This window comes from Paraburkholderia nodosa (assembly GCF_001718195.1).
Taxonomy (GTDB): domain Bacteria; phylum Pseudomonadota; class Gammaproteobacteria; order Burkholderiales; family Burkholderiaceae; genus Paraburkholderia; species Paraburkholderia nodosa_A.
In genome coordinates, this window is record NZ_MCNV01000019.1 from 99,871 (window position 1) to 126,418 (window position 26,548).

Below are 26,548 nucleotides of genomic sequence, written 5' to 3' on the forward strand. Positions count from 1 at the left end.
CGATGGACGATGAACTGTTTTTGAGCGTCGGTGACCAGACGATTACCGGCTGGACTGACATCCGCGTGACGCGCGGCATCGAGCGCTGCGTATCCGATTTCGAGATCGGGCTTACGGAAGAGCAGATCGAGCTGGATGTAGTGACCGAGGTCGTGGTGCAGCCGGGCGACGAATGCCTCATCGACCTGGGCGTGGACCTCGTGCTCACGGGCTACATCGACGACTACATCCCTTCGATCGGCCCGAACACGCATACCGTGCGCGTAGCTGGCCGCAGCAAGTGTGAGGACCTGGTCGATTGCTCGGCCGTGTGGCCGAACGGACAGATCAGCGGCACCTCGGCGCTCGACGTCGCGACGAAGCTGGCGGCGCATTACGGCATCACGGTCAAATGTGATGTCAGCGACCTGATCGCGATCCCGCAGTTCAACGTCTTCATCGGCGAGACACCGTTCGAGATCGTCGAGCGCGTGAGCCGCTTCAGCCAGCTGCTGGTCTACGACGAGCCGGACGGGAGTCTGCGGCTAGCGCGCTCGAATTCCGGCGTGCAGGCCGCTGGCGGCCTGGTGCAGGGTTTGAACATTCAGGAAGCGTCGGTCGTCTATTCGGCGCGCGACCGGTTTTCGTCATACACGTGCTTCGCGCAATCGGTTCTGTCATTCACGGACGCGGGTATCGGGCCGAACATGATCGCCACGGTAAGCGACGTCGGCGTGAAGCGTGTGCGCGAGCGCTACATCGTCGCCGAGGCCGTTCAGGGCTTTCAGGATCTCGCGCGCCGGCGTGCAATCTGGGAGATGAACCGGCGCGCCGGGCGCGCGGCGATGGTGATGGTGAAGACCGACAGCTGGCGGGATGCATCAGGCACGCTGTGGACGCCCAACACCCTGGTCTATGTCGATATCCCGAAGCTGAAGATCTCGCAGCAGACGTGGCTCATCGGCGAGGTGACTTACAAGCGCAACGCGGAAGAGGGCACCACGGCCGAGCTGATCATCATGGATCCCGCGGCGTACGCGGCGGAGCCGATCGCGCTCCAGCCGATGTTCGTCGACGCGAGTACTACCGGGGCTGCGCGATGAGTAAAGGGTTCATGGACCGCGCAGCGCGGCGCATTTTGAACATCATCGGGCGCGCACGCGTGAATCTCGTGAAGGATTCCGGCCCCGTGCAGATGGCTCAGCTGACGGTGAACGATCTCGAGACGATCGACAACATCCCGATCGTCCACGATTTCGGCTTCAGCTCGAACCCGCCGGCGGGCAGCGACGTGGCCATGGTCTTCGTCGGTGGCGATCGAAGCAACGGCGTGATCGTCGCATCGAACCACCAGAAGTACCGCGTTCGCAATCTCGCGCCGGGCGAGAGCGTGATCTATACGCAGGATGGCAAACAGATCCATCTCACGGCAAGCGGCGGCATCAAGGTCGCGGCCAACGGGCAACCGGTCGAGGTGGATAACGCCACGATCGTGACGATCAATGCGGCGTCGAAGGTTCGCATGGTCACGCCTCGCTTCGAATGCACGGGCGACATCGTGGACAACTGCGACACCCAGACGAGCACGGTGGCGCAATTGCGCGAGGCTCACGATTCGCACGATCACCAGGTCGTCGAAGTTCAGACGGGCGGCAGCACGATTACAACTTCGGGCCCGAACAACACCGTATGAGCGATATCAAGATTTATTGGGACGCCGCGAACGGGCGCGGGGACTGGCAGCTGCTCGCCAACGACATCGCGACTGGTGACGACCTGCAGACAGCCCTCCTGTTCAGCCTGTTCAGCGATCGCGAAGCTGCGGATGACGATGTCATTCCGGACGGCTCGAGCGATCGTCGTGGGTGGTGGGGCGACGATGGTACCGACGATCCGACAGGCCTCACGGGCTCGCGCCTCTGGCTACTCGCGCGGCGCAAATCACCCACCGACGAGACGCTTCGCGATGCCTATGACTATATCGTTGAGGCAATTCAGTGGCTGATCGACACGAGCGTGGTCGCGCGGTTTAACGTAGGCGTGCAGTGGGCTCGCGCGGACATGCTGGCCAGCACGATCGTCGCGTGGCCGCCCGGCGGTGGTGCACCACAGACTTATAACTGGGCGTGGGGAACAAACTAATGCCGTACTCGAGACCTACTCTCACCCAGCTTCGCACGCAGATCTGGAGCGACATCCAGACGGGACTCAGCTCGATCCTCGCGTTCCTGCAGAAGGCTGTCCTGAAGATCCTCGGTGCCGCGCTGGCCGCGATGATCTGGGGCGTTTATGGATATCTCGACTGGATCGCGAAACAGGCGGTGCCGTGGACGGCCGATGACGAATACCTCGCGGGGTGGGGTGCACTCAAGAGCACCTACCTGAAGGAAGCCACCGCAACGGTGCTGAATGTCCTCTTCACTGGGGCGGTTCCCGGGACGCCCGTCAATGCTGGCGCCGGCGTCTCGCGGCAGGACAATGCCCTCTATACCGTCTTGTCGTCGACGCAAGTTGCGAACGACGGGACGGTGACCGTCGAAGTGCAGGCGATGGTCGCTGGCAGCGCGGCGAACTGCGACAACGGCACCGCGATGACGCTCACGACTGCGATTGCGGGAATCCCGTCGACGGGAGCTGTCTCCGGAACGGTTACGCCCGGCGCGGACGTGGAGGAACAAGAGGATTATCGTACGCGCGTGATGGACGCATACCAGAGCCCGGTGCAGGGAGGAGCCCAGAACGACTATGTAAAGTGGGCCACGGACATCGCCGGCGTGACACGTGCATGGTGTTTGCCCAATGGCTTCGGCGTCGGAACCGTCGTGCTGTATTTCATGATGGATGACGCTGAGTCGGCGCACTCCGGCTTTCCGCAAGGCACGAACGGTGTATCGCAATACGATGAAGGCCCGGGCGGATTGCCGCGTGGCATAGTTGCCTCCGGCGATCAGCTGATGGTGGCGGACAAGATCGTGAGTGAACAGCCCGTTACTGCACTTCTGTATGCCTGCTCCCCGATCGAAAATCAGATTGGCTTCACGATCTCAGGGCTCAGTTCAGCAGGCACCACTACTCAAGCCGCGGTCAATTCCGCTTTGGCCGACATATTCATTCGAACTGGCGAGCCACAAGGGACTATCGATTGGTCCGACCTTACCGGCGCCGTTAATTCTGTCTCCGGCACGAGTGGCTATCTGATCACCGCGGTCACAAGCACAGTCGCAGGCGTGACTACGTCGCTTCCGACGAATGCGAATATCACCACGAGCACGGGCCAATTGCCTGTGCTCGGCACTGTCAACTACATCTGATCCATGCTCGCTCCTAATTACAGCGCCGCGGACTACCTTCGCGCGTTGCAGGCGCTTTTGCCGCGTGGTCGGGTGTGGCCTCGCGACACCGATGCGAAGCAGTCCGCAGTGCTAGGCACGCTCACCCCCGTCTTCGAACGCCTCAATGCTCGCGCAAACAATCTTCTGATCGACGCATTTCCAGCGTCGACGTATGAGTTGCTTCCGGAATGGGAGTTGACTCTCGGCCTTCCGGACCCATGCGCCGGCGAGCAGCCGACTGTCGCCGCGCGGCGTGCGCAGGTACTGGCTCGATTCGCAGGGACCGGCGGCCAGTCCATCCAATACTTCATCGATTACGCGGCACGGCTCGGTTTTACCGTGACGGTCACCCAGTACGCGCCGTTTCGAATGGGGCAGCAGGCCATGGGCTCCCAGCTCGGTAGCCCTGATTGGGCATTCACATGGGCGGTTAATGCGCCGCTCGCATCTTTGATCCCATTCACCATGGGGCAATCGGCGATGGGTGACGCGTTGCAGTCGTGGAACAACACAGTGCTCGAGTGCGAGCTCAATACGGTAAAACCGGCGCACACCTTGCTGCTCTTCACATATGGCCTCGGCAGACTGAACGAAAACTTCGTCCTGAACGAAAACACTCTCGGCTAACCAATACGCTATGAACCTGAGATTTTTTGCCCGCCGGCTGGCGGCGATGGGCGCGCTCGCGCTTACATCCATGGCGGCACACGCCCAATTTGCGTCGGGGCAACTGCTGACCGCCGCCGCGCTGAACTCCGCTCTGGCTTCGCCGACAATCACAAACGGCACCATTACCGGTTTGACGGCACCGATCGGCGTCTCCCTGGGCGGCACTGGCGCGGCGACCGCGACGGCTGCGCTGGCCAACCTCGGCGGCCTCGCGAAGGCCGGTGGGACGATGACCGGCGCGCTCGCCGTCTCGTATGTCAACCCGACGATCACGTTCAATGATTCGGGCGGTGCAAATCAGGCTCTCCTTCAGTTTCAATCCAGCGGCGTCAACACGTGGGGACTGGCGAGCCAGGGGTCGACTAGCTTCGTCATCGCGCGATACGTTGGCGGCGTTTATACCGACATCCCGTTCTCAGTCAATCTGTCGAGCGGGCTCGTCACCATCAATGACGGCCTCTCGGTCAGCGGGACCGTTAGTGGGAGCGGCTTCACGTCTCTGCTCTCGCCATATCTGACCAGTGCGACGGCCGCTTCAACATACGCGCCTCTTGCAAGCCCGACATTCACTGGGACGGTCACGATTCCGTCCGGAGCATCGATTTCTGGCTATCTCACGACATCGGGTGCGGCGAGCACATACGCGCCACTTGCATCGCCCGCACTCAGTGGCACGCCAACGGCTCCGACCGCCACGGCCGGAACGAGCACCACGCAAGTTGCGACGACGGCGTTCGTCGCATCTTCACCCACGATCACCACGCCAACGATCGTCGGCGTGACATCCGGAGCGTGCGCGAGTACGGGAAACGTTGGTGAATGCAAGAACTCGAATGTGCCAAGCGGATCGGCGGTCTCGCTTACGTCCGGTACTCCAGCGAACGTTACATCGGTACCCCTCACCGCGGGGAACTGGATCTGCTACGGAAACATTGCGTTTTTGGCAGGCTCGACCACCGTCAGCACGACGGAGGCCGGGTGGATCTCGACGGTATCGGCGAGCAATCCGAGCGCACCGAATTCCGGCGCCTACTTCGGCCTTGTCAGTTTGCCATCAACTGCTGGCGGGAACGGAAACATCTATCCCGTCGGAATGCTTATGGTGAACGTCTCGAGCGCCACCACGGTATACCTGTCCACCTTCGCAGCCTTTAGCACGAGCACGATGTCCGCCTTCGGCTATCTCAACTGCCTCCGCTTCCATTGAGTGATGGCTCTTTGTTTGCGTCGCCACGCTCCTCATTAGTGCGCGTTTAGGCACCCTCATCATTTTTGGAGTTTGCATGTACCAATATGACGATCCGACCGCCGTGTCTGCGCTGCCGACGCCAGCCGCAGCGGGCACGTCAGGCTACTTTACCGACGGCAATCCGGCGCAAGCGGAGGCAGCAACGGTCCTGCGAAGCGACTTCATGAACATGCTCATGCTGGAGTTGCTCAACGTTGTGGAAGCCGCTGGCATCTCGCCTAGCAAGACGGCATATAACCAGGTGTTGCTGGCCATCAAGTCGCTGACGAGTTCGTATGCCGCTGGATCGTACTCGGTGCGCAAGATGGTGGCCGCGAACAACGGTGCCACGCCGAACACGCAGTTCGATACGTCGTGCGATCTGGTTGTCGTGCGAAACCCGACGACCGGGGCGTGTGCAGCAATTTCAAATCCCGGGGTAATCACCAATAACATTCTCACCGCAGGCCCCGTCGCTAATGGTCGGGACGTAGCCGGTGCATTCGCGGCATCGACGTGGCTTCACTTCTACTACGTCTGGAATGGCACCACGCTTGCGACGATTTCGAGCGCGAGCGCTCCGCCGACCGGGCCAGCGCTTCCGAATGGCTATACGAGCTGGGCGTATATCGGCGCGGTCTATCTAAATGCGTCTTCGCAGCTGATGCTTGTGCGCCAGCGTGGCTCGTGGATCATGTATGCGGATCAGCAAGCCGTTATCACGGGGGGATCTTCTACATCGGTTGCCGCGATCACCACCGCAACGCTCACGCCGCCCAATGCTGTCCAGTTCGAGCTAAGTGTTCCGAATCTTTCTATTAACGCAACCGCCGCGGGGCCAGCTGGTTTGACCTTGATTATTCAGGTCGAGTCGTCACACTCTCCGTTTCAGATGGGCATCCAAGGCTCGGGCGCCGCGTCGGCAACATGGGGTACGTCTGGCGCCTCAAAACGATTCCCGGCGATTACCCAAGGTTTCAACTACCAGATCGCGATTCTCGCTGGCTCAGGTCAGTCTGTAACGATCGACGTGACTGGGTACAGCGTTCCAAATGGCGGAGAGTAAGTTATGAAAAATGCATTTGTTGATGTAAACAACGTGTTGGTGGCATGGGGATTTGTCGAAACGAATGCTCCTGGGCAGACGGCCATTCCAGTAGCAGACGAGTTCAATCTCGAACTCGGTCAATGGCAGTATTCGAATGGACAGTGGGTGGCAATCCAGGCGTCGTCGTAAAGCCACCTAGGGACTATCGCGTAGAATGCACCATTTCCAAAATGGCCACGGATGGGCATGAATACGACCAGACTCGCGCCGAGTTCGCTGGCGCGGCGCGCTCGAGCAGATGAATCAGTTGCGAGACTTTATCTCGCATTCGTGGGCTTAGTGATCGGAGCGGCAGCTGTCGCTTGGCTTGCAGGCTCTTTGTACCGGTCGCATGTTGGAGATCATCCAATCGATGCCTCCATCCTGTTGCCCGTCTATCGCCCGCTGCTAAATCCCAAGCCTGTCGAGCGCTTCACTTTCCTCTTGCTGGCGTCGCTAATGCCGGTCGTTGCGTTCTTCTGCGCGCTGAAGTCCAGAGGCAGTCCAGCGTACTCACTTCTTTACGCGTTGAAAGCGACAATATCCGCAGCTGTTGGGGTGGCATTCTTCGTGCCCTTCGCAGAGTTCGGCTTCGATGTCTCGCTACTGACGGGGACGACGCCGTCCGGTGCACATCATTTCCTGCTCCTTTGCGGCGTAGTCGTGGTTGCCGCGCTAACGTGTTTGCCTCCGATAAAAGCATCGATCCGCTCTACGCGGATACCATCGACAATTAGTGGATGGTTGCTTTTCGCTTCGAGCGCCATGCTGCAGATAGCGGCCTGGCGCATTCTCAATGTGAATTCGATCACGGAGGGTAATACGTGGTGGATGAGTATGGACGCCGTCACCTATTCCGTGAGCCAGGTTGTCGGAGGTCGCACACTCCTTGCAGATCTACCTTCACAGTACGGGCTCTTTCCAGAATTCGTCGCGCCTGTTCTCCGATTTTTCGGGCTATCGATATTCTCTTTTTCCGCTCTGTTTGCGGCCATGCAAATAGTCTCGCTTGGAACCGTGTACTGGGTCGCACAGCGTTCGCTACGACACCCGCTGTTCAAGATCGGGTTTGGCGTCGCGCTTGTGATGATCACATACGAGACGTGTTTATTTCTGCTTGGCATTCCGGAGCTGTACTTCCAGTACTGGCCCGTGCGATTTTTTTGGCCGGCGGTGTCGGTCCTTGCGTTCTTCCTCTACGCCAAAAAGCCGACGATCCGGCGCGCGGCCCTGATTTCATTGATTGGGTCGATCGGTAGTCTGTGGAATGCCGATTCAGGGGTGATGGTAGCGCTGGCCTTTGGCGCATTGCTGCTTGCGAAATGGAGCGCCCTGTTTTTCCGCGACAAGCAGAACTCAAGTCGCGAGCGTCGCGCGATCCTCCTGAAGCTATGGTTGCATATCGCGATTTTCGCGATGGTCGCTACCACTGCGGTTCTTTACCTCACGCTCAAGGCAGACAGGTCGCTGCACTGGACGTGGCTAGTTGGCTACCAACGGCTGTTCTATGGGTTGGGCTTTATGATGCTGCCGCTACCGCTGCGCGCAAGCCCATGGATGGCGGTTCTGGGCGTTTATCTGCTGGGCATCTTGACGGCAGCATCAACATGGCGACATTCGCCGCGGAGCCGCTCGGCTGATGTGCTGCTCTATACGTGCCTACTCGGAATAGGCCTCTTTGTGTACTACGAGGGGAGGTCTCATATCCTGAACCTCATCACGGTATCTTGGCCAGCGCTACTGGCTGCCTCGTTGATGGCTGATCGACTCGTTCGAGCAACGGCAGCTGGAATACTGAACCGGATCTTCGTCGCGCCTGCGGCTGTTGCCGGGGGTGTCATGCTGCTTTGCGGCTTGGCCTTCGCCCAGGGAATTCCAGCGCTCGCAAGTTCGGCGAAGTCTACGATTGCACAATGGTCAATTCCCGCATCGCCAGTGGTCCACGATGAAGTCGCATTCATCTCGTCGAATACTAAGAGGGGCGACGCATGTGTCATCCTGTCTAAACGACAAGGGCTCTACTATGCGTCGCTTCACCTCGTTTCGCCCCTGATTGGTCCCGGTTATATGGAGACGCTCACAGTCGCCGACCGCGATGCGATGATCGCACAGTTGAATGAGCACAAGTTCGATTGTGTCTTCGTTGGACAGGGCGGCAGCACGCCAGATTTGGGCGTCGATCTTCTGAGCGCACTCCCGTCCTATCGAGTGATACGTTCCAATTCGCTCCAGACAATGGTTCAACTGATGCCGAAGTGACGGCACGCAAATCTAAGCACTCAGTCAGCCGCCTCTTGGCGGCTTTTTTCATTTCTAAAACCATATCGAGAGCATAAGAAGCCCATGCCCACATCCGGCGATGATATGAGCCTCGTAAAGCTCCTTTCCGGCATATCGGCTTCGCTTGCCGTGCTCGCAGGCACGATGTCTGCCGGCTGGCTGCGCGCGCGCAGGGAGATTTCCGGTGTGCGGAAGACCGAGTCGAGCGACAAGCTCGAGATGCGCCGCGACGAGATCGAGGCATCGACCCTCGAGAGCCTCGCCCGCGCGTCGAAGGAATGGGAGGCGCAATACCACAAGGCGATTTCCCGCGAGACACGCTATCGGCGGTTGCTCTCGGTTTCCGAGGCGCGGTACCGCAAGATGGTCCAGCAGGCGGCAGAGGACCGGCTTCAGGACCGACTGAAGATCGAAGCGCTGATGCTCAGTCTGGCGGAGAAGGATCGCCGGATCGTTGAACTGCAGGCACAGATTGGAGGCCGTCGGCCGACGGATACGCCATGACGAAAGGGCAGCGACTGAAAGCGTTTTGGCATCGCATCGACATTTTCGTGCTGTTTGCGATGGTGGTTCTGCTGGCCATGGCCGCCGGCGCCGGCGTGATGAACTGGATCAACCAGCGCGAGCGCATGCAGCTCGTCGATCGCATGCCGCTGGTGCGCAGCGAGGAGCGCGAGGCATGCGTGCGTGAGTTCAAAGGCCGCATCGACGACCTCACAAACATGAATCAGCACGACGCGGCCGCGCTCGACGATCTGCGCAATCAGATGGCGGACACGCGCGAGCTCGCGGCCTACACGCTCCGCTTCCTCGGCGATCGCGCGCGGATCAACGACGCGACGACTGCGGCCATGTTGAAGCAGGCACGGCAGGCAGCTGCGGCCGCAACCGCCGCGCAGCAGACGAGCGCGCAGGTCGAAAAGAAGGTCAGCGCGACGGCGACGAAGGTCGACGAGGCCGCCAGTACCGCCCAGGCTGTCAGCCGAAAGCTGGACACGGCCGTGCGGCCGCCACTGCCCGCGAAGCCCTGGATAGGCAACAACCACTGAGCTGTTGGCGCTCCTCGAGCGCCGTTCCCATTTCCCCCTGACACCTCGCGCGCGCCAGCGCTCTGGCGCGGCGTGCGCCTGCGCGTCAATCCTTCGCAGAGGCAATATGACACCCGACGACTTTATCGCGGCGATCGCGCCGCCGGCGCAGCAGCTCGCCGCCTCGAGCAACATCCCGGCCAGTTTCACCGTCGCGCAGGCGGCGCTCGAATCCGGCTGGGCGACGTCGCAGCTCGCGACGAAGTACTTCAACCTCTTCGGTGTGAAGGCAGATCCTAGCTGGACTGGCCAGATCGTGACGCTGCCGACCACGGAATATGTAGACGACAAGCCGGTCACCGTGCAGGCCAAATGGCGCGTGTACGACAGCTGGCTCGCGAGCCTGCAGGACCGCGCGCAGTTCCTGATCGACAACCCTCGCTACGCGCCGGCGTTCGCGTATTCGACCGGGGCGCTCTTCGCGCGCGCCGTCGCCGCGGCCGGCTATGCGACGGATCCGCACTACGCCGCGAAGATCATCTCAATCATCAATGCACACGGGCTCACCCAGCTCGACACTTAGCCTTTCCAACTGCCGCTAACGCGGCTTTTTTTTCGCCCAGAGGAAACCATGAATGCATGGATCAAGCTGTTCGCAGCCACACTGCTGTTTGCCCTTTGGGGCGCGCTGGTATTCACACATCAGGCTGACCCGAAAGAGCTCGTCATGGGGATCGTTGCCGCGCTCACAGGTCTCGGCGTTTTCCACGCTGCGACGAGCGGCGCCCCAGCCGCGAGCGAGCCGGGCGCCAGCGTCGCACAACTCCCCGAGCCTGCTGCGCCTGCAGAGCCTGCACTGCCGATCGCCGCGGCTGCTGCGCCGGCGCCTGTCGCTGTAGCGCAACCCGCACCCGTGCCGACCGCCGCCGCCCCGGCAGCGGTGCAGTGACCAGTCTTTCCCCCTAGCAGGACTCTCGCGGCGATCGCCGCACTCAACTCCCGAAGGTTCTCACCATGAAGAAACTGATTGCTGCATTCGCGGCAGGCCTCGCTGCGCTCGTCATGTCCGGTTGCGCCGTGACCGGTTCGACGTCCGCCACCGCAACGAATCCTGCCGTGGTCGCTCAACAAGCGGCCGAGAAGTTCCAGTCTGCAGTCACGGCGGCTTGCAACGTGATCCAGCCGACGATTCAGCCGTTCGCGATCCTCCTCAACGCGTCGCCCGGCTTCGCGACGTTCAATGGTGACCTGACGCTCGCCTGCGCGATCAACTCCACGATCAATCTGACGTCGATCGACAGCATCATCGACTCGTCGACGACTGCGGCGCAGACGGCCGTGAGCAACATCGCGTCGCTCAATGCGACCGATCAGGCCGTCGTCAAGGCTGCGCTCGGCGCGTTCCAGGGCGCGCTCAAGAATGCCTTGAATCAGTACAAGTCAGCCGTGGCCGCAGCGAATCTGGCTGCCACGACGACGGCGACCTCCGCGGCTGCGTCTGCACCCACCGCGGCGTCTGCGCCGGCCGCGGCATCGGCGACCTTGCAATGAGGCCTCTGCGCCTCGCGCTGAGCGGCTCGGGCTTCAAGGTGCCGGCGCATGTCGGCGCCCTGCAGGCCGTCGCTGACGCCGGCTTCGAGCCGGTCGAGCTGGCGGGCACGTCGGGGGGCAGCATCGTCGCAGCGATGGCTGCGTGCCGCATGAAGCTGTCGGACATGAAGATGCTCGCCCTGACGTTCGACTGGTCGAACATGCTCTCCTTCAGCCTGATGTCGGCGGTGCGCCTGCGCGGCTTCTGTGATGGCCGGCGGCTGCTCGACTGGCTGACCGAGCAGACCAACGGCCTGACGTTCGGCCAGCTGTCGACGGATCTCACGGTCGTGGCATCGGACGTGGCGAGCGAGGCGCCGTTCGAGTTCTCGCGCGCGACGACCCCGGGCGTCGCGGTAGCGCAGGCGGTGCGCGCATCGACGTCGATTCCCTTCGCATTCGAGCCGGTGCGACTGGGGGCGGCGCTGCTCGCCGACGGCGGGATGGTGAACAACATCCCCGTCGATCGCCTCAAGGTTGACGGCGTGCCGCGGCTCGGCGTGCAGCTCGTGAGTCAGGACCTGCCGATGCAGCCGGACACGTCGCTTTCGCCGTTCGGGTTCTCCGAGCGGCTGATCGACCTGATGCTCTCGGCCTGCGAGTCGACGCACGTGTCGGCCGCCCAGGCCGCCGGCGCGCACATGGCATTCGTTGAGACTGGCTATGCGTCGACGCTCGATCGCACGATGCCGCTTGAGCTCCGGCAGCGGCTATTCAATGACGGCTATGACGCAGCGAAGGCCGCGCTCGCGCTCATCGCGGCGCCGGCGCCCACTACCCTCCAATAGACGTTCCCACGTCAGCGGCCGTCGATCTTCGACGGCCGCGTCAATATCCTTTCGACGACCGCTTCCTGCCGCGGCGTCGGTTTGTCGGTCAGGCAGGGTTCTGTATCAAGTTCCCGAACGAAGCATTCCCATACCGATGAGGGCACGGCGCCGTGCCCGCGGTCCCCAATGAAGTTGCGAATCTGATTGGCGCGCGAGATCGTCGCGCGCAGACGGTGGATCTCCCACAGCAGCTCGAGTACGACAGGATCCGGATTTTCGTCCCAGATCTGCGCCAAGCGCGCGGCGGTGAGTGGAGGGCGGTGCGGCACGATATTTCCAAAAACTGTACGGATATACAGTGTGCTACTATCGCCCCTAACCTGTCGAGCCAGGGCGCACCGATCCAAAACGACCTTGTAAGTGTTTGATTTCTTTAGTTCAGGAATGTGCATTTCAGGTCCGGGCGATGATGCCGGAAAACGGCTCTAACACATTGATTTAATTCAATAAATTGCCTTCCAACAAGCTAATCCGAATCCGTGGTGCCCGCCAGCACAACCTCAAGAACCTCGACCTCGACCTGCACACCGGCGAAATGACGGTCGTCACCGGGCCTTCGGGCTCGGGCAAGTCGAGCCTCGTCTTCGATACGCTTTACGCGGAAGGCCAGCGCCGTTACGTCGAAACCTTCAGCGCCTACGCGCGTCAGTTCCTCGACCGCATGGACCGGCCGCAGGTCGATCGCGTGGACGGTGTGCCGCCCGCCATCGCCATCGACCAGACCAACCCCGTGCGCAGTTCGCGCTCGACGGTCGGCACGATGACGGAGCTCAATGACCACCTGAAGCTGCTGTACGCGCGCGCCGCGAATCTGTTCGACCGCGTCACGGCGCAGCCCGTACGGCACGACACGCCTGAGACGATTTACGCCGAACTGATGGCGCGTACGGCCGCGGGCGACCCGCGTCTTGTGGTCACGTTTCCGGTCGAGTTGCCCGATACGACCACCGAGGAAGAAGTCGCGCAGTGGCTCTCCGCGAGTGGCTATACGCGCGTGCAGGCGCAGCGCGAGGTGAAGACGGCCGAAGGCACGCGCAAGCTGCTCGACGTGGTCGCCGACCGTTTCCGCATGCAGAACGTGGAGAAGAGCCGCGCGATCGAGGCGATCGAAGCCTCGCTCAAGCGCGGCAGCGGGCGCGTGAACGTCTACGTGCTGGCCAGCAGCGATGACGATGCGCAGGCCGAGCCGCAGATCTGGCGCTTCTCGACGGGGCTGCATTGCCCGGACAGCGATTTACGCTACGCAGATCCGCAGCCCGCGTTGTTCTCGTTCAACTCGGCCTACGGCGCCTGCGACGCGTGCCGCGGTTTTGGCCGCGTGATCGGCGTGGATTGGGGCCTCGTGATCCCCGACGAGCGCAAGACGCTGCGCGGCGGCGCGATCAAGCCGCTGCAAACGCCGGCGTGGAAGGAATGCCAGGACGACCTGATGCGCTATGCCGCGAAAGCCGGCATTCCGCGCGATACGGCATGGTCCGAGCTGACGCAGGCGCAGCGCGACTGGGTGATCAACGGCGCGCCGGACTGGAAGGGCAGCTGGCAAACGCAGTGGTACGGCGTGAAGCGCTTCTTCCAGTATCTGGAGTCGAAGGCCTACAAGATGCACATCCGCGTGCTGCTGTCGAAGTACCGCAGCTATACGCCGTGCGAAACCTGCGGCGGCGCACGCCTGAAAACCGAGGCCCTGCAATGGCGCCTCGGCACGCAGCAGAACGCGGACGACGTGCTCGCGCCGTCGGGACGTTTCCTGCCGCACGGCGTGGACTGGACACGCGCGCAGCTCGAAGCGTTGCCGGGCCTCACCGTGCACGACGTGATGCTGCTGCCGATCGAGCGCATCCGCCGCTTCTTCGACAATCTTTCGCTTTCCTCAGCATTGCTCGACGACGCGCTGAAGCTGCTGCTCGAGGAAGTGCGCACGCGCCTGAAGTATCTCTGCGACGTGGGTCTCGGCTATCTGACGCTCGACCGCCAGAGCCGCACGCTTTCGGGCGGAGAAGTGCAGCGTATCAACCTGACCACGGCGCTCGGCACGTCGCTCACGAAAACGCTGTTCGTGCTCGATGAGCCGAGTATTGGCCTGCATCCGCGCGACCTCAACCGCATCGTCGAAGCGATGCAACGTCTGCGCGACGCGGGCAACACGCTCGTCGTGGTCGAGCACGATCCGTCCGTGATGCTCGCGGCCGACCGCCTCATCGACATGGGCCCCGGCCCGGGCGAGCGCGGCGGCTCGATCGTCTACGACGGCACGCCGAACGATATCCGCTCCTCGGGCACCCTGACGGGCGAGTACCTGGGCGGCCACCGCGCCGTTGCCGACGCTTCGCACTGGGAGCGACGCCCGGTTGATGCGTCCACGCCGAACCTCCTGCTCGAAGGCGCGAGCGAACACAACCTGCGCGACGTGACCGTGCAGATTCCGCTGCAGCGGCTCGTGTGCGTGACGGGCGTCTCGGGCTCGGGCAAATCCACGCTGGTGCAGGACGTGCTCTATCCCGCGCTCGCGCGGCATCTGGGCAAGGCGACGGACGCGCCGGGCACGTTCCGCAAGCTGAGCGGCGCGGAGCAGATCAGCGACGCCGTGTTCGTCGATCAGTCGCCGATCGGCAAGACGGCGCGCTCGAATCCGGCCAGCTATGTCGGCGCCTTCGACGAGATCCGCAAGCTGTTCGCCAAGGCGACGCTCGCGAAGCAACGTGGGTACACGGCGGGCATGTTCAGCTTCAACTCGGGCGAAGGTCGCTGCCCGACCTGCGGCGGTTCGGGTTTCGAGCACATCGAAATGCAGTTCCTGAGCGATGTGTATCTGCGTTGCCCCGATTGCGACGGCAGCCGCTATCGCGCGGAAGTGCTCGAAGTGAAGATCGAGCGCGCGGGCCGCACGCTTTCGGTGGCGGACGTGCTCGACCTCACGGTCAGCGAAGCAGTGCAATGCTTCGCTGAGGATGCCGAAGTATTGCGCGTGCTGCAGCCTATCGTGGACGTCGGTCTCGAATACGTGAAGCTCGGCCAGCCGGTGCCGACGCTCTCGGGCGGCGAGGCGCAGCGCCTGAAGCTCGCGGGGTATCTCGCGGAAACCGCGCAGTCGCGCGGCAAGGAGGCGGGCGGGCGCCTCTTCATGTTCGACGAACCGACTACGGGCCTGCATTTCGACGACATCGCCAAGCTGATGCGCGCCTTCGGCAAGCTGCTCGCGGGCGGTCATTCGCTGCTCGTGATCGAACATAACCTCGACGTGATCCGCGCCGCAGATTGGCTGATCGATCTCGGCCCCGAAGGCGGCGACGCGGGCGGCGAAGTGGTGTGCGTCGGCACGCCCGAGGATGTGATCGCGTGTCCGCGTTCGCATACGGGCGCGGCGCTCGAGCGCTACGAAGCCGCGCTTGGCAGCGGTGTCGAACTGCTGGCGGAAGAAGAGGGCGTGGCGCTGCAAACCGCGTTGCGTGCCGCGCAGGCGCGCCGCGAGGTGCAGGGCGAGGACGTGGTGCGCATCGTGAATGCGCGCGAGCACAACCTCAAGGCGCTCGACGTCGATATCCCGCACGGCCGCTTCAACGTCATCACGGGCGTGTCGGGCTCGGGCAAGTCCACGCTCGCGTTCGACATCCTCTTTCACGAAGGCCAGCGGCGCTACCTCGAATCGCTCAACGCGTATGCGCGTTCGATCGTGCAGCCGGCGGGCCGCCCCGAAGTCGATGCCGTGTACGGCATTCCGCCGACCGTCGCGATCGAGCAGCGCCTTTCGCGCGGCGGCCGCAAGAGCACGGTCGCCACGACCTCCGAGGTGTGGCACTTCCTGCGTCTGCTTTACGTGAAGCTCGGCGTGCAGCACTGCGTGCATGACGGCACGCCCGTCACGTCGCAGAGCGTCGATGCGATCGTCGCGCAACTGCTGCGCGAGCATCGCGGCCAGCATGTCGGTTTGCTCGCACCGCTCGTCGTCAATCGCAAGGGCGTCTACACCGATCTCGCGAAGTGGGCGAAGGCGCGCGGCAATACGCATCTGCGCGTGGATGGCGAGTTCGTGCCCGTCGCGCCGTGGCCCAAGCTCGACCGCTTCCGCGAGCATACGATCGAGTTGCCCGTGGGCGACCTCGTGATCGAGCCTGAAAACGAGGCGCAGTTGCGGGCGATGCTCGGCGCGACGCTCGAAGCAGGCAAGGGCATCGTGCACCTGCTCGCGCCGCTCGACGGCCTCCATCACGTGCTGGGCAATGGCGGTTCGACGGCGAGCATCGGCGAGGTGAAGGTGCTGTCGACGCGGCGCGCCTGCCCGGTGTGCGGCACGAGCTATCCGGAACTCGATCCGCGCATGTTCTCGTACAACAGCAAGCATGGCTGGTGCACGACCTGCGTGGGCACGGGCCTCGCGCTCACGCGCGAGCAGCGCGCCGCCTACGACGACACGATCGTCGCCGAAGACGGCCGTGGCCGCGAGCAGACCCTGCCTTCGGAAGAGCAGGAACCCGACGGCATGGTCGACGAGCCGTGCCACGATTGCGGCGGCACGCGCCTGAATCCGGTGGCGCGCGCTGTGACGTTCGACGCGCATCCCATCGTCGATGTCGCGCAGTGGACCGTGGCGGATACGCGCCGCTGGATCGATACGCTGAAGCTCAATGGCCGCGACGCGCAGATCGCGCGCGACGTGGTGAGCGAAATCCGCAGCCGACTGCAGTTCCTGGAAGAAGTGGGGCTCGGCTATCTGAGCCTCGATCGCGCCGCGCCGAGCCTTTCGGGTGGCGAGGCACAGCGCATTCGTCTCGCTGCGCAACTCGGCAGTAACTTGCAGGGTGTGTGCTACGTGCTCGACGAACCGACCATCGGCCTGCATCCGCGCGACAACCAGATCCTGCTCGACGCGCTGCGCAGCCTCGGCGAGAAGGGCAACACGCTCGTGGTGGTCGAACACGACGAGGACACGATCCGGCGCGCCGATCACATCATCGACATTGGCCCGAGCGCGGGCAAGCGCGGCGGCCGTGTGGTCGCGCAGGGCAGCGTGGCCGATCTCGCGGCGCAGGCCGATTCGCTCACGGGCCGCTATCTCGCACAGCCGATCCAGCACCCGCTGCAGCCGCGCCGCGAAGTGCGTCCGGCGCGCGCGGGACGCGAGGCGGTGCCGGGACAATGGCTCACCGTGCATGGCGGCAAGCTGCATAATCTGCGCAACGTCACCGCGCAGATTCCGCTCGGACGTCTCGTGGCGATCACCGGCGTGAGCGGCTCCGGCAAGTCCACGCTCGCGCGCGACGTGCTGCTTTCCAATCTGCTCGACGCCGTGGGGCGTTCGGTGCTGTCTTCGCCTGCCGAGCGCCGCGCGCGCAAGGCGGTGAAGGAGAAAGCGCCGAGCGCGGCGGAGCGCCGGTCGAGCGTGCTCGCGCGCACGAGCGCGAAGCCGAAGCTCGAGGTTTCGCATACGTGGCAGGGCTGCGATTCAATCAGCGGATGGGAAAGCATCGACCGCGTGCTCGAAGTCGACCAGACGCCGATCGGCAAAACGCCGCGCTCGTGCCCCGCGACCTATATCGGCGTGTGGGACGCGATCCGCCGCCTTTTCGCCGATACGCTCGAGGCGCGCGCCCGCGGCTATAGCGCGTCCCGTTTCTCGTTCAATACCGGCGACGGACGCTGTCCCGCGTGCGAAGGCCAGGGCGTGCGCACCATCGGCATGAGCTTCCTGCCCGACGTGAAGGTGCCGTGCGACGTGTGCCACGGCCAGCGCTTCAATCCGGAAACGCTGGCCGTGACGTGGCGCGGCCGGAACATCGGCGAAGTGCTGACGATGGAAATCGACGAGGCGGTGGAGTTCTTCGGGTCGATCACGAGTATTTCCCACCCGCTGCAGCTCATGAAGGACGTGGGTCTCGGCTACCTCACACTCGGCCAGCCTTCGCCCACGCTCTCGGGCGGCGAGGCGCAGCGCATCAAGCTCGTGACCGAACTCTCGAAGGTGCGCGACGACATCACGCGCCGCGGCCAGAAGGCGCCGCACACGCTCTACGTGCTCGACGAGCCCACGGTGGGCCTGCACATGGCCGACGTGGCGCGCCTCATCAGCGTGCTGCACCGGCTTGCGGACGCGGGACATAGCGTCGTCGTGATCGAGCACGACCTCGACGTGATCGCCGAAGCCGACTGGATCATCGATCTCGGGCCCGAAGGCGGCGTGGGCGGTGGCACGATCGTCGCCGCGGCCGATCCCGAAGCGCTCGCGAAGGTGCGGGCGAGCCACACCGGTGCGGCACTCGCGCCCGTGCTGGCGCGTGGCCAGGCTGACGTGAATGCCGCCGAAAGCAAGCCTGCACCAGAGCGGCGCGCAACGGGCGCGGCGGCTTCAGGCTAAAGGAATGGAGCGGGCCGCAGAGGCCCGCTCCGCCTTGAAACCGCTTGATCTGTGCCGCGCGCGCAAGGTATCATCGGTTCCGCTTGCAGCAAACGTTCGCTCACCTGTAGCGGCGTCACCTGAGAGCGGAGCAGCGGACTACAGATCCCCTCCGAACCGGTCGCGGGCTCCATACCCAGGCTACCTCATCAGTGCAGCAAGGCTTCGCAGTTCGTGCGCGAAGCCTTTGTCTTTTCAGGGAAGACCATTCTTTGCCGATCGTTGTATCGGTGCCTTGCCCTTGACGAAGCGAGAGGAATTAATCGATGTTCGACCTCGATGGAGAGGCGCGCGAACGGCTCATCGTGTGGATTCGACGCCGCATGGAAGAGTACGGCATTACGTTCGAAGAGCTTGAAGCGTCTATTGCTGAAAGCGAAAAACTACCCAAGTACCGCGACGCATACGGGAATACGTGGAATGGCGAGGGCGATATGCCGGCCTGGCTGTTGCGCTATAAGCACGCGGGACAGGATATCGAGCATTTTCGCTGCTAGCCATGACGGTGCGTGAGTGCGCGCCGGTGTTGCCCTTCGACCGCCAGACCGTTCGCGGCGCATGCCGCAAAGCCGCACATCGGTGCGGCGCCCAGTATTATTCAGCATAGTTTTAAAATGCCTTTCGGCGCGAGCCGGGATTTAATTGCGCCTCCTAATGTGCCGTGCCGGTTTAGGCGCGCAATGATTTATGCATTCTTTTTTGCTGGCATTTGCGCGCGTAATTAGTCAGCTTTTTTGAAAACTTCGGTTGGCTGCGCGATCAAGCTGCGCGACAATCTCGCCCATTGCGTTCTTGCTACGGCAGGGAGGTAGTCATGGCGATACTCGTGCTGGGCCTCGTGATTTTCATTGGTGTCCATTCGATCCGCATCGTGGCAGGGCCCTGGCGCGCCGCGCAGATCGAGCGCCTGGGTCCGCGTGCCTGGCGAGGCGCGTTCGCGTTGCTCTCCATTCTGGGCTTCGTGCTGATCGTCTATGGCTACGGTCTGTCACGCCGCTACCCCGTGCCGATCTGGCTGCCGCCGTTCTGGATGGCGCATGTCACGGCACTCCTCACCGCCATTGCCTTCATTCTGATCGTCGCGGCCTATGTGCCGGGCAATCACTTCAAGCGCGCGCTCGGCCAGCCGTTCGTGAGCGGCGTCGCGCTTTGGGCGTTCGCGCATCTGCTCGCCAACGGCACGCTCAACGACATCATCCTCTTCGGGGTCTTCCTCGTCTGGGCGTTGTTCGAGCTGCGAGGCGAGAACCGGCGCGACCGAGAAGCCGGGGTGGTCTATCCGCCGGGAGAGGTGTCGCGCGATGCGATCGTCGTCGTGGTCGGGCTCGTGGTCTGGGCCGTGTTCGCCTTCTGGCTGCATGGCGTGCTGATCGGCGTGCGGCCGCTCGGCTGAGTGCGCGGCAGGCCGCGAGCGCACTGCAAAAAAAGAAGCCTGCACATGGCAGGCTTCACAAGGTACAGCTCGGAGTTCCGCGATCAGTTCGCAGTGTCACGATCATAGGGCCAGTTCATGAAAGCCGCGTGAAAGTCCGTGCGATTCGTCTCGCGTGTCCGTTGATGCATCAAAGATCGAAGAACACCGTTTCCTGTTCGCCCTGCATGCGGATGTCGAACGTGTAGACGATGCTGCCGGCCTGCTCGCTACGGCGCGCGATGAGCGTGTCGCGGCGCGCCGCGGGCACGGCGGAGAGCACCGGGTCCGCGGCGTTGGCGGCGGCTTCGTCTTCGAAGTAGATGCGCGTAAAGGTGTGCGTGAGCATCCCGCGCATCATCACGATCACATTCAGATGCGGCGCTTCGCCGGCGTTCTCGACGCCCGGCTTCACGGTGTGCACGATGAAACGGTGCTGCGCATCCGTGCCCGTGCCCACGCGTGCAAAACCGCGGAAGCCGTCTTTGGCGATTTCCTCGCGCGAAGCCGGATAGCGGCCGTTTGCGTCGACCTGCGAAAACTCGAGCATCGCGTCGAACACGGCGTTGCCGTCGCCGTCGATCACGCGGCCGATCAGCGTGATGTGCTCGCCCGGCGTTTCAGGCCCGACCACGTTGGCCGTGAAGAGGCTCTTCAAATCGAAGTCGTATTGCTGCGGACACAGGCCGTAGGCAAAGTACGGGCCGACCGTTTGCGAAGGCGTTTCCTTGAGTGCCATGGTTCAACGCTCCGTGGGGGTTTGGTTCGGGCCGCGCAGCACGATGTCGAATTCGTAGCCGAGTGCGTAGCCTTCTTCGGTGGTGTCGAGCGAGAAGCGCGAAATCATGCGCTCGCGTGCGTCTTCCGGCGTGCCCTGATAGATCGGGTCGAACGCGAGCAGCGGGTCGCCGGGGAAATACATCTGCGTGACGAGACGCGAGCCGAAGTAGTCGCCGAACAGCGAGAAGTGGATGTGATTCGGACGCCACGCGTTCGGGTGATTGCCCCAGGGATACGCGCCCGGCTTGATCGTGAGGAAACGATAGCGGCCGTCGTTATCGGTGATCGCGCGGCCGGCGCCGAGGAAGTTCGGATCGAGCGGCGCGTCGTGCTGGTCCTGCTTGTGGACATAGCGGCCGGCGGCATTGGCCTGCCAGATTTCGACGAGCGTGTTGCGCACCGGCTTGCCGCCTTCGTCGAGCACGCGGCCCGTCACGATGATGCGCTCGCCGAGCGGCGCGCCATTCCTGGCCGCGTTGCGCGTGAGGTCGTGGTCGAGCGCGCCGAGGTCGTCGGTGCCGTACACGGGTGCGTGCTGGTTGCGCAGCTTTTCCTTCAGGGGGATGAGCGGGAGCGTGGGGCCGCGTTTGACCGACGAACGGTACGGCGGATAAACGTACGCGGGATGCGAGTCGAAGTCGCGCGGCGACAGGATGGACTCGTCCATGGGGTGTCTCCTGGGGTGGATTATTGGGGAAAGGCTCGTTGCCTGCAGCGATTTGTCGCTACGAGCCGATGCAGCCACTTTATCCAAAGCGAAAAGTTATGCAAAATGATGTTTTTTCGCACTTCATATAACGAACCGTTATGCAAAACCGGCTCGCGGACGGACGCGTCAAATTCCGCCATCTCCAGTGTTTTCTTGCCGTGGCGCAGATGGGCAGCGTGCAGCAGGCTGCCGAGAGTCTTTCGGTCACGCAACCCGCCGTGTCGAAGACGATCGCCGAGCTGGAGCTCGTGCTGGGCGTGAAGCTGTTCGAGCGCGGTCGGCACGGTGCGGTGCCCACCCGCGAGGGGCAGCTTTTCATGCCGCACGCGAGCGCCTGCGTGAGCGCGCTGCGCCAGGGCGTGGCCTTGCTCGCGCGCGACGAAGGCGCGGTGGCCGCGACGCTTGATATCGGCGTGCTGCCCACGGTGGCGACGGCGTTGCTGCCCGGCGCGTTGCGTCACTTCGGCGAGGAATGGCCGCGGGTGAGCGTGCGGCTCGTGACGGGCGCCAACACGGAGTTGCTCGAGCGGTTGAAGACAGGGGCAATCAGCTTTGCAGTGGGCCGTCTGGCCGACCCCGAGCGCATGGTGGGCCTGAGCTTCGAGCAGTTGTACAACGAGCCGCTCGCCGTGGTGGTGCGCGCGGGACATCCGCTCGCGCCGGGGGCGGGGCTGCCGGCGCAACTCGCATCGTTTCCGCTTGTGCTGCCGCCGTTCGGCACGTTGATCCGCCAGGCGGCGGACAGTCTGCTCGCCGCCTGGGGGGCGCCGCCGCTGTCGGCGTTCGTCGAGTTGCTATCGGTTTCGGTGGGGCGCGCGCTCGCGCTCGAGAACGACGCGGTGTGGTTCGTGCCCGCCGGTGCCGTCGAGTACGACCTGCGGCGCGGGACGCTGGTGCGGTTGCCGTTGCCTTCTGCGGGCGGCGAGGAGCCGGTGGGGGTGATTCAGCGTACCGATACCCAGCCCACGCCTGCCGGTCGCGCGCTGATCGAGGCGGTGCGGCGTGCGGCGCGCGAGCGCGATGTGCGGCCGGATGGCTCAGCGGCTCCGCGGGCGCGGCGTGCGCGTACCGCAAACCCTTCCGCTGGCAAGCGTTCGCCCGACGCCGGGGGGTGAGGCTTTACGGCTCCAGCAGACCCAACGCCGCGCGCCACATTTAGCTGGCCGTGAGCTTCGTCCTGGTGCGTGACTTCGAGGTTGCCGACGCTTCCGGTGCGACGCCGGGCAGGCGCGCACTCGTTGCCATCCACAGCACTTCGGCGTCTTCTTCGCTCGTCGAAATGGCCGCGTGGCCGGTGCGGCTGTCGAAGTAGAGGCTGTCGCCGGCTTCCAGACACGTGGGCGCGTAAAGCTCCGAATACAGGCACACGCTGCCGCTGACCACGTAGAGAAACTCTTCGCCTTCGTGGCGGCCCCAGTCGTCGAACGCATCGAGCGAATGCGCGGTGATGCGGATGCGAAACGGCAGCATGGCCTTGTGCGCGAGATCGGTTGCGAGCAACTCCATTTGATAGCCGCGATAGGCGTGGCGTTGACCCGCGCCATTGCGCGTGAGCGCGCGGCGGCCGCCGGCATTGAGCTTGGGCGGGGTGCCGAACAGCTCGGCCAGGTCGATTCTGAGCCCGCCGACGATCTTTTGCAGCACGTCGAAGGTCGGCGACATGAGCCCGTTTTCGACTTTCGACAGGGTCGAGCGCGAGACGCCGCACAGGCGGCTGGCCGTATCGAGCGTCAGCTCCTGGGCGACGCGCGCGGCGCGCACGCGGCGGCCGAGGTCGGTGGTCGCCGTGCTGGCGGATGGGGTGAGCGTGGAATCCATGGGCTACGTTCGAATGCTGCGAAAAGCCCTGGTTGGGCCCCGCGATGTCTTACCGATCATATCAAACGGTTGCCCGCACGAAACCCTGGATTGGCCTGGCTGGGCCGCGCCGTCGGCTCGGCAGTGCGGGGTAACCCCATCGTGGATTGACGCCCTGTTCAATTGCGAATTAAAACGATTCGACTTAACGATATCTAAAAGTTAATCCGCCGATGTTTTAACAAATTTTAAAGATTTCTTGGTTTTGATATTAGAGTGACGCCTCAATATGCGTCCATGCGCCGCGGCTCTCACGGATTTTGATATTTATCATTGTAATCAGATGATGTGGATCAAGTGGAGAGAGCAAAATGCATGACGAACGACTGGAGTTATTGCTGGCAATCTCGCGAAGAACGCTCGGGATCGAGAACTTCGAACTGACCGGGAAGCCGACCGCCGACGCGCACCTCGTGAGCGCGGAGGATATTGGCCGCGCGCTGGAGTCGGCCTATGACGCCGGGCTGATCGTCGGCTACCGCATGGGACGCGTGGAGTGCGAAGAGAACACCTGATTACCGCATGACGCGATTTAGGAGCGGCGCCCTTTAAAGGGCGCCGTTTTTATTTTGGTTTTGGTTAATACGATAATAAACGTTGCCTGATGAATGGGCGATGTGGCGTCTGATCAGTTCCGACGATTGTCAATCGACGCTTCATCGGCTGCATGACTCCCCAGGGTGCCTGCACCTGTTGCCAGGGAAACCTGACCGATCAGACGAGCCGACGCAATGGCGCGAGCGACCAATCGTGCGGCACGCCATGCACGGCGAAAAACCACGCGGCCACCCATGACGCCGCGACGACGATCAGGTCGCAGCGTCCGCTGCGCCACCAGTTCAGCGAATGCCGTTGAAAGATCCACGGCACACCGAGCGGATTGGGCCAGTCCGCGAACAGGTGGATCACGCCTCCGCAAGCGAAGCCGAACGCGGGCGCCGCGAGCGGCACGTGCCCGAGTTTGTGATACGACCACACGAGCAACGCGATCCAGCCGATGCCCCAGTGCGTGAACGTGCGATGCGTGATCCAGAGGCGCCGCTTCTTGCGCCACCAGGCGACCTCCAGCCAGTCGGGCGCCGATCCGCCCGCGACACCCGCTGCGAACGCGAGCGCGGCGTAGAGATGCCAGGCGCTATCGGCGCCCTGATGCGTGACGATTGCGGCGGCGATGACGCCGGCGGCCCAACCCGTGGCGTGATGTGCGGTGCCTGATGCCATGAAGCGGTGTGTTGCGAAGTCGAAGGGGGCGCAATCTTCGCAGATGTGTCGCCGTTATGACAGGGGTGACATGCGGGCGACTTGCGGTACGTCGTGTGGCGCGTGCGGTGCCCGCGCCAGCCGTTCGCGCGTCAGGTCGTGCAGCGCGCCACGTCGAAGCGCAGTTCTTCTTCAGGCGGATCGTTCGACGCGGAAGCGCCGTGCGTCACGCGAATGACCGAGCCGTGGCCGTTCGGCGTGAGCGTGACGAAGTACGACGCGTCCGAGCGCGAGCCTACGCTCAGTTCCGTCGTATTGCCGTCGCGCGAACTGTGCACGTGCGGCAAGCGGTCTTCGAGGCAGCTCGCGACCGACGACGCCGAACGCGCCGACGAAGCGTAGATCATCGGTTCGCCATTCGAAGCAGTGCCGGACGGCGGTGTCGATCCACAAGCGGCGATGAGCGCGAGCGGAGTCGCGGCGAGAAGTCGTTGCGTGAGCGTTTTCATAGGCGGCGTGACAATATCGAAGCAGCGGATTATGCCAATGAGTATACGCACCCTGATCTGAATCAAGGCCTACGCAGACGTAAAAAGATGCAACAGTTCACAAGAAAAAACGCACATGCGCTTGTGGCGCATGTGCGTTTCGCAAAGGACAGGCAGCGTGGCGGGTCGCGCCGGGTTTGCCCAACCGCGAGCGATCAGAAGCGGTGACGCAGACCGACTGTCGCGGCCACCTGGTTGTTCGTTGAAGAAGGCGAGAGCGTATTGATCGCAGCGACGTTTGCGATGCCCGAGCCGTCGGCGTTATAGCCGAGCGAGCCCGAAGCGTGCTGGTAGACGCCAGCGAGGTAGACGTCCGTGCGCTTGCTCAACGAGTAGTCGGTGCCGAGCACCACGGTGTGCCACTTCGGGCTGTTGTTGCTGCCGTTGCCGGTGACCGTGCCGTCGGTGAACGTGTAGGAGCCGACGAACGCGAGGGCGGGCGTCAGATGGTAGGCGCCGTTGATTTCATAGTTGTCGACGTGCAGGTTGAGGCCTGAGAGGCCCGGCAGCGGCGCGCTGCCGCCACTCGAGAGACTCTGCATGCCGTCGATCTGCGAGTGTGTCCACACGAAGCCAACTTGTGCCGGGCCGTAGGTGTAGTTCACGCCCGCGCCAAACGAGCGCTGCAGCCGCGCCGAGATGTTCTGGTCGGCCGAGGCCGCGCTGTTCGCGGCGCCGAGGCCGCCGGAGTTGTTTTGTTGCGAGTAGGCGGCCGCGAAGTTCAGCGGGCCGTTGCCGTACGATGCGCCCACGCTCCACGCGCGGCCATTCGCGAAGCCGTTCGCGTCGTTGCTGAAGCCGTACAGGCCGCCGAACTGGAGGCCCGCGTAGTTTGCGCTGGCGTACTTGACCGAGTTCTTGATCGAATAGCTTTGGGCGAGGTTGTCGTTGTCGAACGGGTGGCCCGCGAGATTGTTGCCGTAGCCCGCGCCGGCTTCCGAGAGCGGCGAGAGGTAGTCGACCATCGAGTCGTACTGCCGCCCGAGCGTGAGCGTGCCGAACTTGTCGCTCTTCAAGCCGACGTAGGCCTGGCGGTTAAAGCCGCTGTCGCCGTTCTTGTAGCCGCCGTTGTTGAGGTTGAAGCCGCTTTCGAGGGTGAAGATCGCCTTCAGGCCGCCGCCCAGGTCTTCGGCGCCGCGAAAGCCGAAGTAGTTGTTCGAGAGAGCGCCGCTGCCCTGAGCCCACAGGCTGTGGCCGCCGACGTTGTTCGCGTAGACGATGCCGGCGTCGAGCGAGCCGTAAAGGGTGACGCTGCTTTGCGCATGGGCGCTGATGGCAAATGCACTGAGGACGCCTGCAGCAATGAGTGCTTTTTTCATGTTTTTCTCCGGTCAGAACTTGGGGAATCTCAGGCCGAATATTCTGAAAATCGATTTCGTGCCCGGGTGATTCGCAACGAAGTGTAAGCCCGGTATTCGGCGTATTTACGCAAATCGACGCAACAATGCATTCATCTCATTTCGCGATCGGCATTAATCGCCGTAAGTGATTGCATATAAAGACTTTTTCTATTGGATTATCGGGTGCGACAAAATGGTCGAGCTGGATAATCCGTTGTGCATCCGCGACGATGCGACAAACCCGCGCAGGAGCTGGCCTAACGCGAATTCAACGCTTTTTCAAGCGCGATTC

The 26,548-nt window shown here is 63.0% G+C and carries 27 protein-coding genes; 20 read left to right on the forward strand and 7 right to left on the reverse strand.

What is annotated here, in order from left to right; translation table 11 throughout:
* The first annotated feature begins 2 nt into the window (after positions 1-2).
* The 15 genes from BFD71_RS27215 to BFD71_RS27280 all read left to right on the forward strand — a co-directional run bounded on the left by BFD71_RS27215 (position 3) and on the right by BFD71_RS27280 (position 11,981).
* Positions 3-1,082 (forward strand): phage baseplate assembly protein, encoded by a 1,080-nt coding sequence (locus BFD71_RS27215; RefSeq protein WP_069267426.1) that lies wholly within the window; start codon positions 3-5, stop codon positions 1,080-1,082.
* Positions 1,083-1,093: 11 nt separating this feature from the next.
* The gene (locus tag BFD71_RS27220) at positions 1,094-1,672 is read left to right on the forward strand and encodes a phage baseplate assembly protein V (protein ID WP_256094946.1); all 579 of its coding nucleotides are present in this window, start codon (positions 1,094-1,096) and stop codon (positions 1,670-1,672) included.
* The gene (locus tag BFD71_RS27225) at positions 1,669-2,121 is read left to right on the forward strand and encodes a phage GP46 family protein (protein ID WP_069267428.1); all 453 of its coding nucleotides are present in this window, start codon (positions 1,669-1,671) and stop codon (positions 2,119-2,121) included. Before BFD71_RS27220 ends, BFD71_RS27225 begins: the two co-directional genes overlap by 4 nt.
* Positions 2,121-3,290: a baseplate J/gp47 family protein gene (locus BFD71_RS27230; RefSeq protein WP_069267429.1), complete on the forward strand. Its 1,170-nt coding sequence runs from the start codon at positions 2,121-2,123 to the stop codon at positions 3,288-3,290. The genes BFD71_RS27225 and BFD71_RS27230 overlap by 1 nt, the downstream gene beginning before the upstream one ends.
* A gap of 3 nt (positions 3,291-3,293) precedes the next feature.
* The gene (locus BFD71_RS27235; RefSeq protein ID WP_069267430.1) at positions 3,294-3,938 is read left to right on the forward strand and encodes a YmfQ family protein; all 645 of its coding nucleotides are present in this window, start codon (positions 3,294-3,296) and stop codon (positions 3,936-3,938) included.
* A 10-nt stretch (positions 3,939-3,948) separates the two neighbouring features.
* On the forward strand, positions 3,949-5,187 hold the full coding sequence (locus tag BFD71_RS27240; protein WP_069267431.1) for a hypothetical protein: 1,239 nt from the start codon (positions 3,949-3,951) through the stop codon (positions 5,185-5,187).
* Between the two features lie 76 nt (positions 5,188-5,263).
* Positions 5,264-6,274, forward strand: a complete 1,011-nt coding sequence (locus BFD71_RS27245) for a hypothetical protein (RefSeq protein WP_069267432.1) — start codon at positions 5,264-5,266, stop codon at positions 6,272-6,274.
* A gap of 3 nt (positions 6,275-6,277) precedes the next feature.
* Positions 6,278-6,445: a hypothetical protein gene (locus BFD71_RS41605; RefSeq protein WP_176732966.1), complete on the forward strand. Its 168-nt coding sequence runs from the start codon at positions 6,278-6,280 to the stop codon at positions 6,443-6,445.
* A gap of 57 nt (positions 6,446-6,502) precedes the next feature.
* Positions 6,503-8,554 carry a hypothetical protein gene (locus BFD71_RS27250; RefSeq protein ID WP_141710813.1) on the forward strand — a complete coding sequence of 684 codons (2,052 nt, stop codon included), beginning with the start codon at positions 6,503-6,505 and terminating at the stop codon, positions 8,552-8,554.
* 105 nt (positions 8,555-8,659) lie between these two features.
* Positions 8,660-9,079, forward strand: coding sequence for a hypothetical protein (locus tag BFD71_RS27255; RefSeq protein WP_141710814.1), 420 nt, complete (start codon positions 8,660-8,662; stop codon positions 9,077-9,079).
* A 47-nt stretch (positions 9,080-9,126) separates the two neighbouring features.
* The gene (locus BFD71_RS27260; RefSeq protein WP_141710815.1) at positions 9,127-9,624 is read left to right on the forward strand and encodes a hypothetical protein; all 498 of its coding nucleotides are present in this window, start codon (positions 9,127-9,129) and stop codon (positions 9,622-9,624) included.
* A 106-nt stretch (positions 9,625-9,730) separates the two neighbouring features.
* Positions 9,731-10,186, forward strand: a complete 456-nt coding sequence (locus tag BFD71_RS27265; protein WP_069267435.1) for a glycoside hydrolase family 73 protein — start codon at positions 9,731-9,733, stop codon at positions 10,184-10,186.
* A gap of 48 nt (positions 10,187-10,234) precedes the next feature.
* Positions 10,235-10,552, forward strand: a complete 318-nt coding sequence (locus BFD71_RS41610; RefSeq protein ID WP_069267436.1) for a hypothetical protein — start codon at positions 10,235-10,237, stop codon at positions 10,550-10,552.
* Positions 10,553-10,617: 65 nt separating this feature from the next.
* Entirely contained in the window at positions 10,618-11,154 is a 537-nt protein-coding gene (locus BFD71_RS27275) for a hypothetical protein (RefSeq protein WP_069267437.1), read from the forward strand.
* Entirely contained in the window at positions 11,151-11,981 is an 831-nt protein-coding gene (locus BFD71_RS27280) for a patatin-like phospholipase family protein (RefSeq protein ID WP_069267438.1), read from the forward strand. Before BFD71_RS27275 ends, BFD71_RS27280 begins: the two co-directional genes overlap by 4 nt.
* Before the next feature lie 11 nt (positions 11,982-11,992).
* Here the strand turns inward: BFD71_RS27280 and BFD71_RS27285 are convergent, their stop codons facing one another.
* Positions 11,993-12,292, reverse strand: coding sequence for a hypothetical protein (locus tag BFD71_RS27285; RefSeq protein ID WP_069267439.1), 300 nt, complete (start codon positions 12,290-12,292; stop codon positions 11,993-11,995).
* A 182-nt stretch (positions 12,293-12,474) separates the two neighbouring features.
* On the opposite strand from BFD71_RS27285, the gene uvrA reads away from it, so the two are divergent.
* The 3 genes from uvrA to BFD71_RS27300 all read left to right on the forward strand — a co-directional run bounded on the left by uvrA (position 12,475) and on the right by BFD71_RS27300 (position 19,804).
* Complete coding sequence (uvrA, locus tag BFD71_RS27290; RefSeq protein ID WP_069267440.1) at positions 12,475-18,372, forward strand: excinuclease ABC subunit UvrA; 5,898 nt, start codon at positions 12,475-12,477, stop codon at positions 18,370-18,372.
* A gap of 305 nt (positions 18,373-18,677) precedes the next feature.
* Positions 18,678-18,908 carry an H-NS histone family protein gene (locus BFD71_RS27295; protein ID WP_069267441.1) on the forward strand — a complete coding sequence of 77 codons (231 nt, stop codon included), beginning with the start codon at positions 18,678-18,680 and terminating at the stop codon, positions 18,906-18,908.
* 317 nt (positions 18,909-19,225) lie between these two features.
* Entirely contained in the window at positions 19,226-19,804 is a 579-nt protein-coding gene (locus tag BFD71_RS27300) for an NnrU family protein (protein ID WP_069267442.1), read from the forward strand.
* Positions 19,805-19,973: 169 nt separating this feature from the next.
* Here BFD71_RS27300 and pcaG read toward each other — a convergent pair whose 3' ends face one another.
* Together pcaG and pcaH are read right to left on the reverse strand one after the other, a co-directional pair.
* The gene (pcaG, locus tag BFD71_RS27305) at positions 19,974-20,561 is read right to left on the reverse strand and encodes a protocatechuate 3,4-dioxygenase subunit alpha (protein ID WP_069267443.1); all 588 of its coding nucleotides are present in this window, start codon (positions 20,559-20,561) and stop codon (positions 19,974-19,976) included.
* Between the two features lie 3 nt (positions 20,562-20,564).
* A complete protein-coding gene (gene pcaH, locus BFD71_RS27310) occupies positions 20,565-21,269 on the reverse strand; it encodes a protocatechuate 3,4-dioxygenase subunit beta (RefSeq protein WP_069267444.1) in 705 nt (234 codons plus the stop codon).
* A 140-nt stretch (positions 21,270-21,409) separates the two neighbouring features.
* On the opposite strand from pcaH, the gene pcaQ reads away from it, so the two are divergent.
* Positions 21,410-22,426 carry a pca operon transcription factor PcaQ gene (pcaQ, locus tag BFD71_RS27315; RefSeq protein WP_069267445.1) on the forward strand — a complete coding sequence of 339 codons (1,017 nt, stop codon included), beginning with the start codon at positions 21,410-21,412 and terminating at the stop codon, positions 22,424-22,426.
* A gap of 40 nt (positions 22,427-22,466) precedes the next feature.
* On the opposite strand, the gene BFD71_RS27320 is transcribed toward pcaQ, so the two are convergent.
* Positions 22,467-23,129 (reverse strand): helix-turn-helix domain-containing protein, encoded by a 663-nt coding sequence (locus tag BFD71_RS27320; protein ID WP_069267446.1) that lies wholly within the window; start codon positions 23,127-23,129, stop codon positions 22,467-22,469.
* A gap of 350 nt (positions 23,130-23,479) precedes the next feature.
* Here BFD71_RS27320 and BFD71_RS27325 point away from each other — a divergent pair, with 350 nt between their 5' ends.
* Positions 23,480-23,683, forward strand: coding sequence for a DUF6900 domain-containing protein (locus BFD71_RS27325; protein WP_069267447.1), 204 nt, complete (start codon positions 23,480-23,482; stop codon positions 23,681-23,683).
* 199 nt (positions 23,684-23,882) lie between these two features.
* Here the strand turns inward: BFD71_RS27325 and BFD71_RS27330 are convergent, their stop codons facing one another.
* The 3 genes from BFD71_RS27330 to BFD71_RS27340 all read right to left on the reverse strand — a co-directional run bounded on the left by BFD71_RS27330 (position 23,883) and on the right by BFD71_RS27340 (position 26,235).
* Positions 23,883-24,389 carry a metal-dependent hydrolase gene (locus BFD71_RS27330; RefSeq protein ID WP_069267448.1) on the reverse strand — a complete coding sequence of 169 codons (507 nt, stop codon included), beginning with the start codon at positions 24,387-24,389 and terminating at the stop codon, positions 23,883-23,885.
* Between the two features lie 131 nt (positions 24,390-24,520).
* Positions 24,521-24,775, reverse strand: a complete 255-nt coding sequence (locus BFD71_RS27335) for a sugar ABC transporter ATPase (RefSeq protein WP_256094947.1) — start codon at positions 24,773-24,775, stop codon at positions 24,521-24,523.
* A gap of 296 nt (positions 24,776-25,071) precedes the next feature.
* The gene (locus BFD71_RS27340; protein WP_069267450.1) at positions 25,072-26,235 is read right to left on the reverse strand and encodes a porin; all 1,164 of its coding nucleotides are present in this window, start codon (positions 26,233-26,235) and stop codon (positions 25,072-25,074) included.
* Between the last annotated feature and the right edge of the window lie 313 nt (positions 26,236-26,548).

Bases quoted from the DNA above. Each gene is read 5' to 3' on its own strand.
- BFD71_RS41605 (WP_176732966.1), top strand. From the start codon at position 6,278: ATGAAAAATGCATTTGTTGATGTAAACAACGTGTTGGTGGCATGGGGA.
- BFD71_RS41610 (WP_069267436.1), top strand. From the start codon at position 10,235: ATGAATGCATGGATCAAGCTGTTCGCAGCCACACTGCTGTTTGCCCTT.
- BFD71_RS27230 (WP_069267429.1), top strand. From the start codon at position 2,121: ATGCCGTACTCGAGACCTACTCTCACCCAGCTTCGCACGCAGATCTGG.
- BFD71_RS27340 (WP_069267450.1), bottom strand. From the start codon at position 26,235: ATGAAAAAAGCACTCATTGCTGCAGGCGTCCTCAGTGCATTTGCCATC.
- BFD71_RS27255 (WP_141710814.1), top strand. From the start codon at position 8,660: ATGAGCCTCGTAAAGCTCCTTTCCGGCATATCGGCTTCGCTTGCCGTG.
- pcaH (WP_069267444.1), bottom strand. From the start codon at position 21,269: ATGGACGAGTCCATCCTGTCGCCGCGCGACTTCGACTCGCATCCCGCG.
- BFD71_RS27275 (WP_069267437.1), top strand. From the start codon at position 10,618: ATGAAGAAACTGATTGCTGCATTCGCGGCAGGCCTCGCTGCGCTCGTC.
- BFD71_RS27225 (WP_069267428.1), top strand. From the start codon at position 1,669: ATGAGCGATATCAAGATTTATTGGGACGCCGCGAACGGGCGCGGGGAC.
- BFD71_RS27280 (WP_069267438.1), top strand. From the start codon at position 11,151: ATGAGGCCTCTGCGCCTCGCGCTGAGCGGCTCGGGCTTCAAGGTGCCG.
- BFD71_RS27300 (WP_069267442.1), top strand. From the start codon at position 19,226: ATGGCGATACTCGTGCTGGGCCTCGTGATTTTCATTGGTGTCCATTCG.
- BFD71_RS27235 (WP_069267430.1), top strand. From the start codon at position 3,294: ATGCTCGCTCCTAATTACAGCGCCGCGGACTACCTTCGCGCGTTGCAG.
- pcaG (WP_069267443.1), bottom strand. From the start codon at position 20,561: ATGGCACTCAAGGAAACGCCTTCGCAAACGGTCGGCCCGTACTTTGCC.
- BFD71_RS27245 (WP_069267432.1), top strand. From the start codon at position 5,264: ATGTACCAATATGACGATCCGACCGCCGTGTCTGCGCTGCCGACGCCA.
- BFD71_RS27220 (WP_256094946.1), top strand. From the start codon at position 1,094: ATGGACCGCGCAGCGCGGCGCATTTTGAACATCATCGGGCGCGCACGC.
- BFD71_RS27335 (WP_256094947.1), bottom strand. From the start codon at position 24,775: ATGATCTACGCTTCGTCGGCGCGTTCGGCGTCGTCGGTCGCGAGCTGC.
- BFD71_RS27240 (WP_069267431.1), top strand. From the start codon at position 3,949: ATGAACCTGAGATTTTTTGCCCGCCGGCTGGCGGCGATGGGCGCGCTC.
- BFD71_RS27320 (WP_069267446.1), bottom strand. From the start codon at position 23,129: ATGGATTCCACGCTCACCCCATCCGCCAGCACGGCGACCACCGACCTC.
- BFD71_RS27325 (WP_069267447.1), top strand. From the start codon at position 23,480: ATGCATGACGAACGACTGGAGTTATTGCTGGCAATCTCGCGAAGAACG.
- BFD71_RS27265 (WP_069267435.1), top strand. From the start codon at position 9,731: ATGACACCCGACGACTTTATCGCGGCGATCGCGCCGCCGGCGCAGCAG.
- BFD71_RS27250 (WP_141710813.1), top strand. From the start codon at position 6,503: ATGAATACGACCAGACTCGCGCCGAGTTCGCTGGCGCGGCGCGCTCGA.
- BFD71_RS27330 (WP_069267448.1), bottom strand. From the start codon at position 24,389: ATGGCATCAGGCACCGCACATCACGCCACGGGTTGGGCCGCCGGCGTC.
- pcaQ (WP_069267445.1), top strand. From the start codon at position 21,410: ATGCAAAACCGGCTCGCGGACGGACGCGTCAAATTCCGCCATCTCCAG.
- BFD71_RS27215 (WP_069267426.1), top strand. From the start codon at position 3: ATGGACGATGAACTGTTTTTGAGCGTCGGTGACCAGACGATTACCGGC.
- BFD71_RS27295 (WP_069267441.1), top strand. From the start codon at position 18,678: ATGTTCGACCTCGATGGAGAGGCGCGCGAACGGCTCATCGTGTGGATT.